Origin of the sequence: Streptomyces sp. NPDC002463 (assembly GCF_042889835.1) — a bacterium.
Classification (GTDB): domain Bacteria; phylum Actinomycetota; class Actinomycetes; order Streptomycetales; family Streptomycetaceae; genus Streptomyces; species Streptomyces nymphaeiformis.
This window is the reverse complement of record NZ_JBIARL010000010.1, coordinates 223,714-239,413: the sequence shown is the minus strand read 5'-3', so window position 1 is coordinate 239,413 and position 15,700 is coordinate 223,714. Positions and strand designations below refer to the sequence as shown.

Below are 15,700 nucleotides of genomic sequence, written 5' to 3'. Positions count from 1 at the left end.
CCGTACCGGCACACACTCCGGTACGGGCTTCCCGGCGTCACAGGTCCAGGACGAGACGCTCGCCCCGCGAGCGCCCCACGCAGATCATCATCGTCGTCCCCGAGGCCTTCTCGTCCTCGCCGAGGACGGTGTCGTGGTGCTCGGGCGTCCCGGCGAGCACCTTCGTCTCACAGGTGCCGCACCAGCCCTCCTCACAGGAGTACGCCACACCCGGCACCACCTCACGCACGGTGTCGAGAAGGGTCCGTCCGGGCTCCACGCGCAGCGTCCGCCCGGTCCGCCGCAGCTCGACCTCGAACCCGCCCTCGCCGGAGGCCCGCTCCACCGGAGCCGCACCGAACCGCTCCACGTGCAGCGGTCCCGCCCACCGGTCCTCGACCGCCCGCAGCAGCCCCTCGGGGCCGCAGCAGTACACGGCCGTTCCGGCGGGCTGCTCGGCCAGGACGGCGGTCAGGTCGGGCAGCCCCTCCGTGTCCTGCGGGACGAGCGTGACCCCGGGGAGTGCGGAGAGCTCCGCGCGGTACGCCATGGAGGCGAGGCTCCGGCCGCCGTACAGCAGGGACCACGAGCCCGGGGGCAGGGAGCGGACCATCGGGAGCAGCGGGGTGATGCCGATGCCGCCCGCCACGAACAGGTACCGCTCGGCGGGCACCAGCGGGAAGCGGTTGACCGGGCCCCGGACGCCGAGGACCGTGCCCTCCCCGACCGAGGTGTGGATCTCCTCGGAGCCGCCCCGGCCGGCCGGCTCCCGCAGCACCCCGAGCCGGTAGACGCTCCGGTCGGCCGGATCGCCGCAGAGCGAGTAGTGCCGGACCGCCCCGGACGGCAGCGTCACCTCCAGGTGCGCACCGGGCTCCCAGGGCGCGAGGTCGGCGCCCGTGGGATCCGCCAGGAGCAGGCCCCGTACGCCGTCCGCCTCCTCGGCGACCGAGCGGACCGTCAGCCGGACCATCGGCATGGCGTCGGACATCGCATCACCTCGAAGCTCGTGTCGGCGGAAGCAGCGGCTCCGGCCATATTCGGCACAGCACCCCGTACAGCACGGCGGCGACCAGGAAGGAGGCCGGCAGGCTCAGGTCCACGCCGCCCGTGAGTCCGGTCAACGGCCCGGTGTACAGCGGGTTGTTGACCCAGAGGACGCCCACGAAGGCGCCGACCGCGAAGGCCGCGGCCGCTCGCGGGTTGACCCCGCCGGTGTACCAGTACCGTCCGCCGCCGCCCGTGGTGAACGCCCGCAGGGCCTCGGCGTCGTACCGGCCCCGGTGGAGCACGTACCCGACGGAGAGCACGGCCGCCCAGGGGGCCACGACGGTGAGGAGCAGCGTCACGAACGCCGACATGGCGTCCATGGCGTCGTACACCACCGCCCCGAGGTACAGCACGGCCGCCGCGAGCAGCGCGACCACCGTGGTCACGGCGGCACGCGAGGAGCGCCAGAACACCGAGTTGGCGGAGAGACCGGCCGCGTACAGGCACAGTCCGGCCTGCGGCAGGGTGCCCGCGAAGCCGAAGAGCACCACGGCCACCGCGAACCAGCCCGGCACCGCGTCCGTGAGGCCCTGCAGCCACGGCTCGTCGGGCACGGGGAAGAGGGTCGTCACGTACGCGCCGGTGAGCAGCGCCGCGAGACTGCTGAGGAACATGGAGATCCCGCTGGCCCGCACCACCCGGCCGGTGGGGGTGGCGGCCGGCATGTAGCGGGTGTAGTCGCCCTGGAAGGTGGCGTACGACAGGGGCACGGTCGCGGACGCGGTCGCCGCGAGCAGCCAGGTGTGCAGGGTGCTGTCGAGCGCCAGGGGCCCGCCGGCGTACCCCGGGTCGAACTTCGGCGCGAGCACGAGGGCCGTGCCGAGCAGGACCGCCCCGCCGGTGACCGCGGTGATCCGGTACGTGCGGACCAGGGTCTCGTGGCCGCGCACGGCGACCAGCGCCACCGCCGCCGCCGTCACGAACATCGCGACGGTCAGCGCGCCCGGACCCGTCGGCGTGGAGAACAGCCGGTGCCCGGCGACCATGACGGCCGTGCCGCCCGTCCACACCGCGATGGCGAAGAAGCCGAGCGCCGTCACCACCGTGATGATGTTGCCGACGACCCTGCCCCGCACCCCGAAGTGCGCCCCGCTCGACACCGGATCGTTGGTGCCGGTGCGGACGCCGAACCGGGCGAGCGGCGCGAGCAGCGCCGTCCCGACGGCGACGCCCACGGCGATCGCGCTCGCCGACGTCCACCAGCCGAGACCGAAGACGACGGGCAGCGCGCCGAGCACCACCGTGCCGAAGGAGAACTGCGCGGAGGGCCAGATCCAGCCGAAGTCGCCCGGCGTCGAGGTGCGTTCCTCCTCGGGCACCGGCGCGATGCCGTCGTGGTCGACCGCCGCACGGGGCGGCGTCACGCTGGACGCCGCCCCGGTCGGTGTGGTGGTCATGAGGCGCCCCCGGCGAGGTCCTCGGGACGGTCCTGGCCGGGCAGCACGTCGACCACCCGGAGGGCGGCGCAGGCCGCCCCCGAGGTGCGCTCGCCGCTGGTCAGGTCGAAGGTCGTGTGGTGCAGGGGGCAGGTGATCCGCAGCCTGTCCCCGTCGACCCTGCCGTACTTGAGCCGGCCCCCGCGGTGGGGGCAGACGGCGGCCGCGAGGACCTTGCGGCCGCCGACCTCGACCAGGACCAGGTCCTCGGTCACCTGACGGACGACGGGCTCGCCGGAGCCCCGCCGCCCGGCGGGCACGGCCGTCATGCGACGGTCTCCCGCGCCAGCGCGATCGCCGATTCCTGGGCCTCGCCGACGATGTCGGAGGCCAGCCGCACGCCCGCCCAGATCTTCGCGAAGTCCGGCTCGTCGAGCGCGCGGATCGCCGTACGCATGTGGTTGGAGTGGTACGAGTCGATGTACAGGTGCTCGGTGTAGTAGGCGTCGTGGACGATCCCGAGGCGCCGCGCCGCTCGGGCGAAGCTCTGGAAGGCGTACAGGACGCTGGTCTCGAAGTAGGCGTACGCCCCGAGGAAGTACTGCGGGGACGACGCGCGGCTCGCCAGCCAGTGGAACATGTTGACGTACGCGTAGCACTCCGGGGTGGTCTCGTCGAGGTAGTCGTCGAGCTCCAGGCTCATGTCGAACTCGGTGAGCAGGTCCCGGTAGAGCTGGGAGTGCGCCTTCTCCTCGTTGCCGCAGCCGAGTTCGTCGATGAGGACCCGGAAGACCGCCATCGCCGAGCGGTAGGGCAGCCGGGGGACGACCGGCAGCAGCGACTCGGACTCGGTGAGCCCGTCGAGCGCGAACTGCCGGACGATCACCTTGAACTGGTCGAGCGTCGCGTGCTCGGCGAGGAAGGTCGCGCTCTCCGGGAGCGCGGCCTCCTCCTCGGCGAGGAACTCCTTGAGTGCCTGGAGCAGTTCGCCGGCCGAGCCGAACGCGGGGGCGGAGGTCTCGTAGGCCCGCGCCTTCGGCAGGATCCACCGCTCCTCGATCGCGGCCATCGAGCCGTAGTCGCCGAGGTTGGGCACCCGCCGGTAGAGGGAGTGGAGTTCGCGCTGGGCGGTCGCGGCCGGGGCCGCGACCGAGTGCGCGACCACCGGGACGGGGGAGGCGGGGGTGGTGCTCATGCCGCCTTCGCCTCCTCGTGCGTGGTGGGGGAGCTGATCACACCGCGGGTGTGCAGCTCCTTCTTGACCCAGCGGTACCAGTCGTCGCGGAAGACGCCGTACTTCTCGCAGACGGTGTTGATCTCCGCCTGGCGGTCCGGGGTCGGGTCGACCAGCATCGCGTTGCACAGGGCGGGTTCGAGGTTGGCCAGCGGGCCGATGAAGCCCTGGATGCCGCGGGCGTCGACGAGGAGGTTCTCCCAGCCCTCGAAGACCGGGATGCCGGTGCCGGCCTCGGCCATCCTGCGGGTGAAGGCGGCGTCGCCGCTCGACTCCTTGATGCCGACGATCCCGGGGATCTCCTTGCAGATCCGGATCAGGGTCTCGAACTCGATGCGGTTGCCCGACAGCGCCTCCTCGTTGTAGAGGAAGATCGGAATGTCGAGGGCCGCGCGGATCGCCTGGTAGTGCTCGACGATCTGGTCCTGCGTCACGTCCGCGCCGAACGGCGTGGTGACGACGACGGCGTCGGCGCCGATCTCGGCGGCCGTGCGGGCCCGGTCGATCACCGAGGCGGTGTCGGGCAGCTGGATGCCGGCGAGCACGGGGAGGCCGGCCGCGTGCTTGACCGTGTACGTGACGACGTCCTGCCACTGCCGGGCGTCGAGCTTCCAGCCCTCGCCGGAGGTCAGGGCCGGCATGAGGCCGGTGACCTCGGCGCGGATGTGGTCCAGGAGCCGGACGACGCTCTGCTCGTCGACGGTGCCGTGCTCGTCGAGGGGCGTGATCAGGGGGACGACCGTACCGGAGTAGGTGTCAGGCATGAGTGGGGTGCCCTTCGGAAAGGTCTTCAGAGGGTGTCGGAGTCGACCGTCAGCACCAGCGAGCGCCGGTAGAGGTCCTCCAGGTACGCGGGGAACGAGGGTTCCGCGGTGGCGCCGACCGGCACGACGGGCAGGCCGGTCGTCCGGAGCAGCCGGGGGCTCGCCGTGTGCAGCTCCCCGCCCCGGCCGATGACCTGGGCGAGCAGCAGGCGCTCGTGCGTGGGCAGGCCTTCGAGCGCGGGGGTGGTGAAGGCCCGCCGCAGGTCGCCCTCGTCGTACGGGACGCGGTCGATGGCCAGGTCGGTGTGGAGGACGTCCATGAACGGGTAGTACTCGTCCTGGATCTTCCGCTCGTAGCCCCACACGAGGTCGTCGCAGCGGCCGACCTGCTCCCAGTTCATGACGACCCGGCCGGCGTCCCCGGCGGCCAGCCGGTCGGCGAAGAAGGCCTTCGCGCCGGTCCGGACGGCGTCGTCCGTGCTGTGCATGCCCATGAAGAGCGTGGCGTCGATGAACACCGTGGGGGCGTGGTCAGTCGCGTCGGGGGCGTCAGGCCGCATAGCGCTCGAGCACCTTCCGCATCCGCTCCATCGCGCCGGCGAACACCTCGGGCTCGCGGGCCAGGGCCAGGCGGACGAAGCGCTCGCCCTTCTCCTTGGCGTTCCAGTAGAAGAAGGTGCCCGGCAGGACGTACACCTCCTCGTCGAAGAGGACGGCCTGGAGCTGGGTGGCGGTCAGGTGCTCCGGCTTGATCCGGAACCAGGCGACGCTGGTGCCGACGACCGGCTCCTGGAACTCCAGGATCGTGCCGTCGAGGGCGGCGCGGGCGGCGTCGCCGTTGGTCTTGATGATGTCGCGCACGGAGGCGAAGCCGTCTTCGATGGAGTCCTCGATGTACTGCGTGACCATGTTGAGGACGAACGGCGAGACGTTCAGCAGGACGCTGGTGTGGAGGTTGTAGACCTCCTCCTGGATGTCCCGGCTGGCGGTGATCATGGCGCACTTGGCGTCCTGGATCGGCCAGGTCTTGCCGGTGTCCTCCATGACCATGTAGGTGACGCCGGACTCCTCGAGCAGCTTGTAGATGTCGACGCGGCCGATGCCCTCGTCGCACAGCGCGAAGGAGGCGAAGCAGAAGTCCATCACCAGGACCTTGTCGTGGTCCACGCAGTAGCGGACGACCTCGCGGAAGCCCTCCAGCTTCTCGGCGAGCAGGGTGAAACCGGTCGGGTTGTTCGGGTCGACCAGGTAGATCGCGTCCGCGTGGACCGCCTCGACCAGACGCTCGTAGATGGAGTCCTTGTCGTGCAGCACGGACTCGTCGACCGGTCCCAGCGGCACCTGCATGTTGCGCAGCAGGTCGACCAGGTTGTCGAAGCAGGGCTCCACCAGCTGCACGGACATCCCGCGCTGCTTGAGGAACATGCCGGCGACCATCGTGGAGACGCTGGCGGAGTAGGAAAGGAGGGTGCGGTCCATCGCCCGGGCGGTGGGCTGCTGGTGCAGGCGGAAGAAGGCGTCGACGAAGAGGCGCTCGAAGTGGGCCTGCTGCTTCGACTCGGACTCGTGCCAGAGCTCGGGAAGCCGCGAGACGATCCGCTCCTGCGAGGCGGACTGACGCTGGTGCGTGTGGGCGTCGGCCAGGTTGAACCGGGTCTTCAGCGCCTCGATCTCGTGCTGGGTGAGGTCGACGAAGGTGCTGACGTCTGCCTTGTCGGTCAACGACATGAAGAACTCCCGCTGTCGATACGAAACTCGTCCGGAATTCCGGCGGCGCAAACGACTGTAGGAGCTTCGAGCGGCCTTGCGAATAACGGCCGGGTCACGCAATTAATAATCACCGCGATGTTCTGCGGAAGAAAAAAGGGAACGACGGCCAGGCATTCCTCGAAAAAGGAATGCCTGGCCGTCGTTCCCATTATGTGGCCGCCGGCGGCGGCTCATACGGTTATTCCGTGGCGGCCCGCAGCAGGATGTCCTCGTACACCTTCGGGTCGTCGGAGGCGATCACCGGCCAGCCGATGCCGTACGCGCCCTCCCAGCCCACGTCGATGCCGGGGTTGGCGTGGTCGGAGCCGTCGGGCAGGAACAGGTGGGGGCTGCAGTTCACGCGGTCGCTCTTGGACAGCGCGGCCTGGTCGGAGAGGGCCCGGCGGGCCCGCCCGTCGTCCAGTGCCTCGGTGAGGGCGTCGACGTCGACGGCGCCCGTCTCCGCGGCCACGTCCAGGATCACCTTGCGGTGGCTGATGCAGCGCGACTCGGCCCAGAAGGCCCGGCGCAGCCCGAGGTCGAGCTGCTCCGAGGCGTTCAGGCTCTGCTCCTTGGCGGCGAGCACCGCCTCCAGGGCGGGCAGCGTCGTCGAGGGGTACAGCCAGTCCTTGGCCTGCCACAGCTGCCAGCCGGCGGCCGGCTCCAGGCTGGCCATCCGGGCGACCTCGCTGTCCGTGCCCGGGCGCGGGCTCGGGGCGTCGTTCAGCAGTTCCAGCGGGAAGGCGCGCAGGTCGAAGGAGACCTGCTCCTCCAGGCCGAGGCGGGCCCGGGTGGCGTGCAGCCGGTGGATGGCGATGTGCGCGAAGGAACACCAGATGTCGGAGAAGACGGTGACGACTCCGCGCGGCGGGGTCAGATCGGCGGTGGTCGGGTCGGACATGGTTCTCCTCGGTTCAGGTGCGGGCGGAGCGGTGCTCAGCCGGCGGTGGACTCGTGGGCGTCCAGCGCGGCCTCGAGGTCGAGGTCGGCGCCGGGCAGCCAGGCGGGCAGGGACGGGATGCGGGCCATCGCGTCGAAGAGCCGGGGCACGGCGCTCTCCTCGACGGTCGGTCCGTGGGCGCTGAGCAGCCGCGCGGGGCGCAGCGCGGCCAGGTCGTGCACGGGCTTCAGGAACTTCGCCTCGTCGACCAGCGCGGTCCACGGGGCAATGGCACGGTTCAGGACCTCGAAGCCGTGGAAGAATTCCTCCTCGGAAAGGTCGGTGAAGTCCTGCTTAATTTCTTCGACGACGGTGCCGAAGCTGTCGGAGCTGTAGAGCGTTCCATCGGAGTGGTCGAACACGGCGAGCGTTCCGGGTGAATCGAAGGTGGGCGGCCGGTGAAAACTCAGCTCACGATCGCCGACTTTCACGCGACTTCCCGGGTTCGCGGTTACTACCCGTTCCTGCGGAATGCTGAACTCTTCGGATATTCGCGTCAGTGATATCGCGTTGGCGAGCACCTTCGCGTTCGGCGCGGCGTCGAGGATCGCGCGGAGCGCGCCGGTGTGGTCGCGGTCGTCGTGGGTGACGACGACCCAGCGCAGATCGGCCGGGTCGATCAGCTTCCAGAGGGAGTCCAGGAAGCCCTCCCGGTCGACGGGCATGCCGGTGTCCACGAGGAGCGGCTGTCCGGACCGTACGAGGAAGGCGTTCACCGGCTGGTCGCCGAGGCCGGGGATGGGCAGGGCCGAGGGGAGGACGTGGATGTCCGGCCCGGCGGAGTAGGTCGTATCCATGGCAAACCTTTCGTGACGCACCGAGCGGGCCGGGGCCCCCGGGCGGGGACCCGGGGGAGACGCCGGCCTCGGTCAGACGAGCTGGATGGTCAGGGATCCGGCGATCAGCAGGGCGAGGCCCAGGGCGCGCGGCTTGGTCAGGGAGCGCTGCGGGAGCTTGAACAGGCCCTTGTGGTCGATCAGCGCGGAGGTCAGCTGCTGTCCCGTCACGGTGAGGGCGATGGTCACGGCCGCGCCGATGGTCGGGATGAGCAGGAAGGTGCCGGTGACGTACGCGGCGGCGCAGGCGCCACCGAGCCAGCCCCACCAGGGCATCTTCTTCAGCGGGGCGATCTTGGGCTTCGGGGTCTTCCGGGTCGCGTACAGCACGAGCAGGACGACGGCGATGGTGAAGGTCGCGACGGCGAAGCTGATCACGGCGACGGTGATGGGCTGCTTCAGCTGGGCGCGCAGCTGGGCGTTGACCGCGCCCTGCACCGGCAGCACGCCGCCGGCCACGATGCCGAGGACGAGCCAGCCGACGCGGCCGGCGCTCGACATCTTGGGGGCGCCGGGAGGGGCCGCGGCCTTCATGCCCCGGATGATCACGACGATGCCCGCGAGGACGGCGAGGGCGCCGAGGACGATGCCGACGCTCAGGTCCTTCTGCTTCAGGCCGAGGAGGCCGAAGAGGTCGAGGGCGAGCGAGGCGAACATCTGGCCGGTGACGAAGAGTCCGACGGCGGCGAGGGCGCCGAGCCGTGGGAACAGCAGGATGCCGCTGGTGATGTAGAGCGGGCTGGCGAGTCCGCCGAGCAGCTGCCACCACTCCACGTCGGGCAGTTTGCCGAGCGCGCCGAGCGCGCCGGCGGCCACCGCGAGCACGACGAGCAGCGTGGTGGCCACGCCGAGCTGGATGGTGGAGGCGCCGTACGGGGTGCCGACGGCCGCGTTGAGCTGGAGGTTCACCGAGGCCTGGACGGCCAGGAGGCAGCCGACCAGCAGGGCCGCGGCGAGGAGCGCGGTGTGCATCTGGATCTCCCTGGGGCGGGATGGCGAGCGGATAAGTGGACACTGAGTCCGTTTAGCATGCCACGCAACATGGCAAACGGACAAGGTGTCCACTTAGCTCCAGGGGAAGTAAGGTCGATCCATGAGCGACGACGAGCAGCGAGGTCGTGGAGCCGCCTCCGTGCACCGGGTCGGCGGACTCCTCGGTGATCTTCAGTCCGCGGACGACCAGCCGGTCGCTCCGCGCAGGCGCGCCGACGCGGAGCGCAACCGCGCCCAGATCCTTTCCGCGGCCGAGCAGCTCTTCGCCGAACAGGACCCGCGGGCGGTCACCATGGGGGAGATCGCCAAGGCCGCGGGCGTCGGCCGCGCCACGCTCTACCGGAGCTTCCCCGACCCGTCCTCGGTCGCCGTGGCGCTGCTCGACGAGCACGAGCGCCGGCTGCAGGGGCAGCTCATCTACGGACCGCCGCCGCTCGGACCCGGTGCACCCGCCGGGGAGCGGCTCGCGGCGTTCTATCTGGCGATGCTCGATCTGCTGGAGCGGCATCTGCCGCTGGCGCTCGGGGCGGAGACCGGCCCGGCGCGGTTCCGGACGGGCGCGTACGGATTCTGGCGCGTCCACGTCCGGACCCTGCTGGTCGACCACGGGGTCGAGGACCCGGACCCGCTGATCGACATCGCGCTCAGTCCGCTGTCACCCGAGCTCTTCCAGTTCCAGCGGCACCAGCTCGGCCTCTCGGCCGAGCGCATCGGAGGTTCGCTGGCGGTCTTCGCCCGCCGGCTCCTCGAGTCAGGAGGCGGTCGCTGACCTGCCCTCCGAAGGCGCCTTCGACGGCGCCGGGGCCGCCGGGTGGACGAGTCCCGGCAGGATCAACTCCCAGATGCGGCCGAGTCGTTCCTCGGCCGGATCGTGCAGGGCGCCGCTCTCCGTCGGCCAGGGCTCGTTGGACGGCGCGCTCGGACGGCGCATCTCCAGCTCCACCCCGGTGATCACATAGCCGATCAGCGCCGCCACCGCCGTCGCGTCCACGCCCGGCCGCAGGGCGTTCTCCGCCACCGCGTACCGCGCGAGCCGGCACACCTCGCGCCGCCAGGGGCACTCGTGCCCGGGGCCGGGGCCGGTCGGCTGCAGCTCGCGGGAGAGCCGTTCACCCGCCCGCGCGACATGATCGGTCTCGAAGAGCCGGATCAGGGCGTGGGTGGTGATCACTAATTTGTCGATCGCGGTGCCGCCCACGCCCTCCGTGGACAGGCAGGCCGACTCGACCGTGACCCGGGTGACCGCGCGGGCCCGGCAGCGCACCGCCGTCGCCAGCTCCGCCTTGGTCGCGAAGTGGAAGACGAGGGCGCCGGTCGTCAGCCGGGCCTCGCCGGCGATCCTGGCGAGCGACGCCCGCTCGTAGCCCACTCTGTCGAACACCTGCGCGGCCGACGACAGGATCGACTGTCTCGTCCGCTCCGCCCGCTGCTGAATCGCCATGAGCTCCCCCGTGGACTTGCGAGAAGGGCCGGAGGGTTGTGTTCCGGCCCGCGCCTGTGACCGTCTCGAAACTATCCGGCCGGGGGGCGGTGAAACGCGGCGTTCCGTCCGGGCGGCCGGAACTGGGGCTTGACACCCGTCTTCCTCCCAGGTCGCGGGCGCCCGCCCCGCACGGGCCGCCCACGAACTGACCGGAACCGGAGGTATGACCTGTCAGGTGGATTCGGCCGTTCCGGCGGTCGCGGCGGCCCGCGACCGGGAGCGGGATACGGCCACGCCCGCGAGGCACAGCGCACCCCCGGCGAGCGTCAGCAGACCCGGCAGCTCACCCAGGAACACCCAGGCGAGGACCACCACGAGGGCGGGCACGGCGTACGTCGTCGCGCCCATCCGGCCCGCGGTCGTACGGGCGAGGGCGTACGCCCAGGTCGTGAACGCGAGAGCGGTCGGGAACACCCCCAGGTAGACCATGTTCAGGGTCGCCGACAGCGGGGCCCGGCCCGCCTCCTCGACCAGCTGCCCGGCGAACGGCAGGCAGGCCGCCGCGCCCACCAGGCACCCGAAGGTCGTCACCTGGAGCGCGCTGCCGTGCGCGAGCGCCGGCTTCTGGGCCACGACCCCGCCGGCGTACGCCATCGCCGCGAGCAGGCAGAGGACCACCCCGAGCGCGGAGGCGTGGCCGCCCGAGCCGCCGCCGGACATCGACAGGCCGACGGTCACCGCGCCCGCGAAGGAGACCGCCATGCCGGCGAGCAGCCGGGGCGGCAGCGACTCCTTGAGGAACCGCGCGCCGAGCAGGGCGATCAGGATCGGGCCGATGTTCACGACCATCGCCGCCGTGCCCGCGTCGACCTCCTGCTCGCCCCAGTTCAGGACCACCATGTACACCCCGAACCAGAGCAGCCCCGAGGTCACGATCCCCGGCCAGGCGGCCCGCGGCGGCAGCCCCTCCCGTCGTACGAGCAGCACGGCCCCGAGCACCAGCGACCCGGCGAGCAGCCGGCCGAGCGCGAGCGCGCCGGGGGAGTAGGCCGCCCCGGCGCTGCGGATCGAGACGAAGGCGGAGGCCCAGAGGGCGACGGTGACACCGGCGGCGCCGAGCGCGAGCCGGGAGGATTGCTTCTGCATCCCCCGACGGTAGGCCGCGAACGGTTCGGCGCTCACCGCAATATCGGGCGGAGCGGTACGCCCCGCTCAGCGCAGCGCCGCCGCCGGGATGCCGAGGACGTCCCGCAGGGCCGTCTCGCCCTTCGGGGTCACCTTCACCGCCCGCTCCGACCCGATCCGTACGCACCACCCCGCGTCGAGCGCGTGCCGGCACAGTGCGGCGCCCGCGAGTCCCGCGAGGTGCGGGCGGCGCTCGGTCCAGTCGAGGCAGCCGCGCGCGACGGGCCGCCGCCCCTTCCGTACGAGGGCGATGCCCTGCTCGTCGAACCAGGCCAGGCCCCGGTCCGTGAGCGCGAACCCGGTGTCCTGGCGCAGCAGTCCGCGGTCCGTCATGGCGTCGGTGACCGCGATGCCGAGCCGTCCGGCGAGATGGTCGTAGCAGGTCCGGCCGCGTGCCATCGCCTGCCCGGCGCTCGCGGCCCGCAGCGAGCGCGGCGGTGCGGGCACCTCGGGCTCGGACCGGGCGGCCAGGTCCTCGACGAGGTGTGCGATGCCGGGGTCGGCGAGGCGTACGTACCGGTGCCGGCCCTGCCGCTCCTCCGCGAGCACCCCGCCCGCGACCAGCTTCCCGAGGTGCTCGCTGGCGGTGGACGGCGCCACCCCGGCGTGCCGGGCGAGCTCCCCGGCGGTCCAGGCCCGCCCGTCGAGCAGGGCGAGCAGGAACGCGGCGCGGCTCTCGTCCGCGAAGAGCGCCGCGAGCGCGGCGAGATCACTGGCTGCCATGGGGCAAGCCTGCCGCACTCACGCTTCGGCGGCGGCCGAAATGTGAGGGGTCCGGGGGTGGGCCGGGAGTGCCTCGTACTGGAGGCGCAGGCCGTCGAGCAGCGCCCGCAGGCCCGTCTCGAAGGCGCCCTCGTCGACCTTCTGGCGGTGTTCCGAGAGGAGGTGGGCCTGGCCGAGGTGCGGGTAGTCGGCCGGGTCGTAGGCCGTCTCGTCGTCGACGAAGCCGCGGGCGAAGGAGCCGAGGGCGGAGCCGGTGATGAAGTACCGCATCAGCGCGCCGATGGAGGTGGCCTGGGCGGGGGGCCAGCCCGCGCGGACCATCCCGCCGAAGACCGCGTCGGCGACCTTGAGGCCCGCCGGGCGGCGGCCGGGGCCCTGGGCGAGGACCGGGACGATGTGCGGGTGGTCGGTGAGGGCGGCGCGGTAGGAGACGGCCCAGTCGTGCAGCGCCGTCCACCAGTCCCGGCCGTCGCCCTCCGTGAACATCGACAGGTCGATCTTCGCGCTCACCGCGTCCGCGACCGCGTCGAGGATCTCGTCCTTGGTGCGGAAGTGGTTGTAGAGCGAGGGCCCGCTCACCCCGAGCTCGGCGGCGAGCCGCCGGGTGGAGAGCGCCGCGAGGCCCTCCGCGTCCACGAGCGCGCCCGCCGTCTCGACGATGCGTTCTCGGCTGAGCAGGGGCTTGCGCGGTCGGGCCATGGCGCACATAGTAGGCCCGCACAACAAAAACTAGCAGTGGTAATTAAATGGCCGAGTGGGGTGGCACCGCATGAATCTGGAACTGAGCGAGGAGCAGGAGGCCGTACGGCGGCTCGCCGAGGACTTCGTCGCGCGCGAGGTCACCCCGCACGCCGCCGCGTGGGACCGTGCCGAGGAGGTGGACCGGGGCATCGTGAAGAAGCTCGGCGCCGTCGGCTTCCTCGGACTCACGATCCCCGAGGAGTACGGCGGCTCGGGCGGCGACCACCTCGCGTACTGCCTCGTCACCGAGGAGCTGGGCCGCGGCGACTCCTCCGTGCGCGGCATCGTCTCCGTCTCTCTCGGCCTGGTCGCCAAGACGATCGCCTCCTGGGGCGGCGAGGCGCAGAAGCGGGAGTGGCTGCCCCGGCTCGCGGCCGGCGAGGCGCTCGGCTGCTTCGGCCTCACCGAGCCCGGCACCGGCTCCGACGCCGGGAACCTGGCCACCCGCGCCGTCCGCGACGGCGACGCGTACGTCGTCGACGGCAGCAAGATGTTCATCACCAACGGCACCTGGGCCGACCTCGTCCTGCTCTTCGCCCGGACGAACGACACCCCGGGCCACAAGGGCGTCTCCGCCTTCCTCGTCCCCACCGACACCCCCGGCCTCACCCGCCGCCCCGTCCACGGCAAGCTCGGCCTGCGCGGCCAGGCCACCGCCGAACTGGTCCTGGAGGGCGTCCGCGTCCCCGCGGACGCCATGCTCGGCCCCGAGGGCAAGGGCTTCGCCGTCGCCATGTCCGCCCTCGCCAAGGGCCGCATGTCGGTCGCCGCCGGCTGCGTCGGCATCGCCCAGGCCGCCCTCGACGCGGCCCTGCGGTACGCGGGGGAGCGGGAGCAGTTCGGACGGTCCATCGCCTCCTACCAGCTGGTCCAGGAGCTCCTCAGCGACATCGCCGTCGACGTGGACGCCGCCCGGCTGCTGACCTGGCGGGTCGCCGACCTGATCGACCGGGGGCAGGACTTCGCCACCGCCGCCTCCAAGGCCAAGCTGTACGCCTCCGAGGCCGCCGTCCGCGCCGCGAACAACGCCCTCCAGGTCTTCGGCGGCTACGGCTACATCGACGAGTACCCGGTCGGGAAGCTGGTGCGCGACGCCCGCGTCATGACCCTGTACGAGGGCACCAGCCAGATCCAGAAGCTCATCATCGGCCGGGCGCTGACGGGGGTCTCGGCCTTCTGAGTACCTCGCTGAGTACGCGGACGGATGTGGCGCCCGCCACATCCGTCCGATCCTTGGCGGCATGAGCGACACACCGGTCAAGCAGCAGAACACCGCCGCGTACTACATGCAGGCCGTCATCTCCTTCGGGATCGCGATCGCGGCCGTGGGCATCGGCATCTTCCAGCTCGACGCCAGCGCCTGGGTCCGGGCCTTCCTGGCGATCTCGGTCCTCTACCTCACGACCTCGGCCTTCACCCTCGCCAAGGTCGTCCGCGACCGCCAGGAGGCCGGCCAGATCGTCAGCCGGGTCGACCAGGCCCGCCTGGAGAAGCTCCTCGCCGAGCACGACCCCTTCCAGAAGCTCTAAGCGCTTGCTCACCCTCGTTGTATGGTGTTCGTCCTGACGGGGACCGAGAAGGAGTGTGGGATGAGCGCGGCGGAGGAGACGCCCGGGGCCGAGGACGTGCCCTGGGGCGAGGTCACGCCCGAGGCGGCCCGACGGCTGCTCGTGGCCGCCGTCGAGGCGTTCGCCGAGCGCGGCTACCACGCCACCACCACCCGGGACATCGCCGGCCGCGCCGGGATGAGCCCCGCCGCGCTCTACATCCACTACAAGACCAAGGAAGAGCTGCTCCACCGGATCAGCCGCATCGGCCACGACCGGGCCCTGGAGATCCTCAAGGCCGCGGCCGACCGCGAGGGCACCGCCGCCGAGCGGCTCGCCGACGCGGTGCGCTCCTTCGTCCGCTGGCACGCCGAGCGCCACACGACCGCGCGCGTCGTCCAGTACGAGCTCGACGCGCTCAGCCCCGAGCACCGCGCCGAGATCGTGCAGCTGCGCCGCGAGTCCGACGCGACCGTGCGCCGGATCCTCGAAGAGGGCGCGGCGGCGGGCGAGTTCGACGTGCTCGACGTGTCCGGCACCGCGGTCGCCGTGCTCTCCCTCTGCATCGACGTCTCGCGCTGGTTCAACACCCAGGGCCGCCGCACCGCCGACGAGGTCGGCGTGCTCTACGCCGGCCTCGTCCTCCGCATGGTCGGCGTTCAGAAGTAGTAGCGCGAGACCGACTCGGCCACGCAGACCGGCTTCTCGGAGCCCTCGCGCTCCACGGTCACCGCGGCCGTCACCTGCACGCCGCCGCCCGCCTCCTCGACCTTCGTCAGGACGGCGGTGGCGCGCAGCCGCGAACCGACCGGGACCGGGGCGGGGAAACGCACCTTCTCCGTCCCGTAGTTGAGGCCCATCTTCATGCCCTCGACCCGCAGCACCTGCGGGACGAACAGCGGCAGCAGCGACAGCGTCAGATAGCCGTGCGCGATCGTCGAGCCGAACGGGCCCGTCGCGGCGCGCTCCGGGTCCACGTGGATCCACTGGTGGTCCCCGGTCGCCTCGGCGAAGAGATCGATCCGCTTCTGGTCGATCTCCAGCCAGTCGCTGTGTCCCAGCTGCTCGCCCACCCCCGCGCGCAGCTCCTCGGCGGAGGTGAAGATCCTCGGCTCGGCCATGTGTCCCGGTCCCTTCTGGTGACGGCTGTCTAAGCGCTT

At 71.8% G+C, this 15,700-nt stretch carries 19 protein-coding genes; 4 read left to right on the top strand and 15 right to left on the bottom strand.

Annotated features, from left to right (window positions below; translation table 11 throughout):
* Positions 1–37: 37 nt before the first annotated feature.
* The 10 genes from ACFYX3_RS21830 to ACFYX3_RS21785 all read right to left on the bottom strand — a co-directional run bounded on the left by ACFYX3_RS21830 (position 38) and on the right by ACFYX3_RS21785 (position 8,900).
* The gene (locus ACFYX3_RS21830) at positions 38–970 is read right to left on the bottom strand and encodes a PDR/VanB family oxidoreductase (RefSeq protein ID WP_389015737.1); all 933 of its coding nucleotides are present in this window, start codon (positions 968–970) and stop codon (positions 38–40) included.
* 4 nt (positions 971–974) lie between these two features.
* A complete protein-coding gene (locus tag ACFYX3_RS21825) occupies positions 975–2,426 on the bottom strand; it encodes a purine-cytosine permease family protein (protein ID WP_389015734.1) in 1,452 nt (483 codons plus the stop codon).
* A complete protein-coding gene (locus tag ACFYX3_RS21820; RefSeq protein ID WP_116161819.1) occupies positions 2,423–2,734 on the bottom strand; it encodes a Rieske (2Fe-2S) protein in 312 nt (103 codons plus the stop codon). Before ACFYX3_RS21820 ends, ACFYX3_RS21825 begins: the two co-directional genes overlap by 4 nt.
* A complete protein-coding gene (locus ACFYX3_RS21815; protein WP_389015730.1) occupies positions 2,731–3,600 on the bottom strand; it encodes an iron-containing redox enzyme family protein in 870 nt (289 codons plus the stop codon). The genes ACFYX3_RS21820 and ACFYX3_RS21815 overlap by 4 nt, the downstream gene beginning before the upstream one ends.
* The gene (locus ACFYX3_RS21810; RefSeq protein WP_376593436.1) at positions 3,597–4,403 is read right to left on the bottom strand and encodes a dihydrodipicolinate synthase family protein; all 807 of its coding nucleotides are present in this window, start codon (positions 4,401–4,403) and stop codon (positions 3,597–3,599) included. The genes ACFYX3_RS21815 and ACFYX3_RS21810 overlap by 4 nt, the downstream gene beginning before the upstream one ends.
* Before the next feature lie 26 nt (positions 4,404–4,429).
* On the bottom strand, positions 4,430–4,963 hold the full coding sequence (locus ACFYX3_RS21805) for a DUF6190 family protein (protein WP_389015726.1): 534 nt from the start codon (positions 4,961–4,963) through the stop codon (positions 4,430–4,432).
* On the bottom strand, positions 4,953–6,131 hold the full coding sequence (locus ACFYX3_RS21800; protein WP_376593439.1) for an aminotransferase class I/II-fold pyridoxal phosphate-dependent enzyme: 1,179 nt from the start codon (positions 6,129–6,131) through the stop codon (positions 4,953–4,955). Before ACFYX3_RS21800 ends, ACFYX3_RS21805 begins: the two co-directional genes overlap by 11 nt.
* A 220-nt stretch (positions 6,132–6,351) precedes the next feature.
* Positions 6,352–7,053: a DsbA family protein gene (locus ACFYX3_RS21795; RefSeq protein ID WP_184932429.1), complete on the bottom strand. Its 702-nt coding sequence runs from the start codon at positions 7,051–7,053 to the stop codon at positions 6,352–6,354.
* Between the two features lie 35 nt (positions 7,054–7,088).
* On the bottom strand, positions 7,089–7,889 hold the full coding sequence (locus ACFYX3_RS21790; protein WP_389015722.1) for an MBL fold metallo-hydrolase: 801 nt from the start codon (positions 7,887–7,889) through the stop codon (positions 7,089–7,091).
* A gap of 72 nt (positions 7,890–7,961) precedes the next feature.
* Positions 7,962–8,900, bottom strand: coding sequence for a DMT family transporter (locus ACFYX3_RS21785; protein ID WP_116161826.1), 939 nt, complete (start codon positions 8,898–8,900; stop codon positions 7,962–7,964).
* Between the two features lie 121 nt (positions 8,901–9,021).
* On the opposite strand from ACFYX3_RS21785, the gene ACFYX3_RS21780 reads away from it, so the two are divergent.
* Positions 9,022–9,690, top strand: coding sequence for a TetR/AcrR family transcriptional regulator (locus ACFYX3_RS21780; RefSeq protein ID WP_389015718.1), 669 nt, complete (start codon positions 9,022–9,024; stop codon positions 9,688–9,690).
* Here ACFYX3_RS21780 and ACFYX3_RS21775 read toward each other — a convergent pair.
* From ACFYX3_RS21775 to ACFYX3_RS21760, 4 genes are all read right to left on the bottom strand, one after another.
* Positions 9,673–10,362 carry a TetR family transcriptional regulator gene (locus ACFYX3_RS21775; protein WP_389015715.1) on the bottom strand — a complete coding sequence of 230 codons (690 nt, stop codon included), beginning with the start codon at positions 10,360–10,362 and terminating at the stop codon, positions 9,673–9,675. The two genes, ACFYX3_RS21780 and ACFYX3_RS21775, sit on opposite strands and share 18 nt — an antisense overlap.
* A gap of 213 nt (positions 10,363–10,575) precedes the next feature.
* Entirely contained in the window at positions 10,576–11,490 is a 915-nt protein-coding gene (locus ACFYX3_RS21770) for a DMT family transporter (RefSeq protein WP_382660377.1), read from the bottom strand.
* A 66-nt stretch (positions 11,491–11,556) separates the two neighbouring features.
* A complete protein-coding gene (locus tag ACFYX3_RS21765; RefSeq protein WP_376594447.1) occupies positions 11,557–12,252 on the bottom strand; it encodes an ArsR/SmtB family transcription factor in 696 nt (231 codons plus the stop codon).
* 18 nt (positions 12,253–12,270) lie between these two features.
* Positions 12,271–12,960 carry a TetR/AcrR family transcriptional regulator gene (locus ACFYX3_RS21760; RefSeq protein WP_389015710.1) on the bottom strand — a complete coding sequence of 230 codons (690 nt, stop codon included), beginning with the start codon at positions 12,958–12,960 and terminating at the stop codon, positions 12,271–12,273.
* Positions 12,961–13,021: 61 nt separating this feature from the next.
* Here ACFYX3_RS21760 and ACFYX3_RS21755 point away from each other — a divergent pair, with 61 nt between their 5' ends.
* The 3 genes from ACFYX3_RS21755 to ACFYX3_RS21745 all read left to right on the top strand — a co-directional run bounded on the left by ACFYX3_RS21755 (position 13,022) and on the right by ACFYX3_RS21745 (position 15,209).
* Entirely contained in the window at positions 13,022–14,173 is a 1,152-nt protein-coding gene (locus ACFYX3_RS21755) for an acyl-CoA dehydrogenase family protein (protein WP_389015706.1), read from the top strand.
* Between the two features lie 61 nt (positions 14,174–14,234).
* Positions 14,235–14,522: a YiaA/YiaB family inner membrane protein gene (locus ACFYX3_RS21750; protein WP_030691197.1), complete on the top strand. Its 288-nt coding sequence runs from the start codon at positions 14,235–14,237 to the stop codon at positions 14,520–14,522.
* A gap of 60 nt (positions 14,523–14,582) precedes the next feature.
* Entirely contained in the window at positions 14,583–15,209 is a 627-nt protein-coding gene (locus ACFYX3_RS21745; RefSeq protein ID WP_389015703.1) for a TetR/AcrR family transcriptional regulator, read from the top strand.
* Here ACFYX3_RS21745 and ACFYX3_RS21740 read toward each other — a convergent pair.
* Complete coding sequence (locus ACFYX3_RS21740; protein ID WP_116161833.1) at positions 15,200–15,661, bottom strand: MaoC family dehydratase; 462 nt, start codon at positions 15,659–15,661, stop codon at positions 15,200–15,202. The genes ACFYX3_RS21745 and ACFYX3_RS21740 overlap by 10 nt on opposite strands.
* Positions 15,662–15,700: the final 39 nt, after the last annotated feature.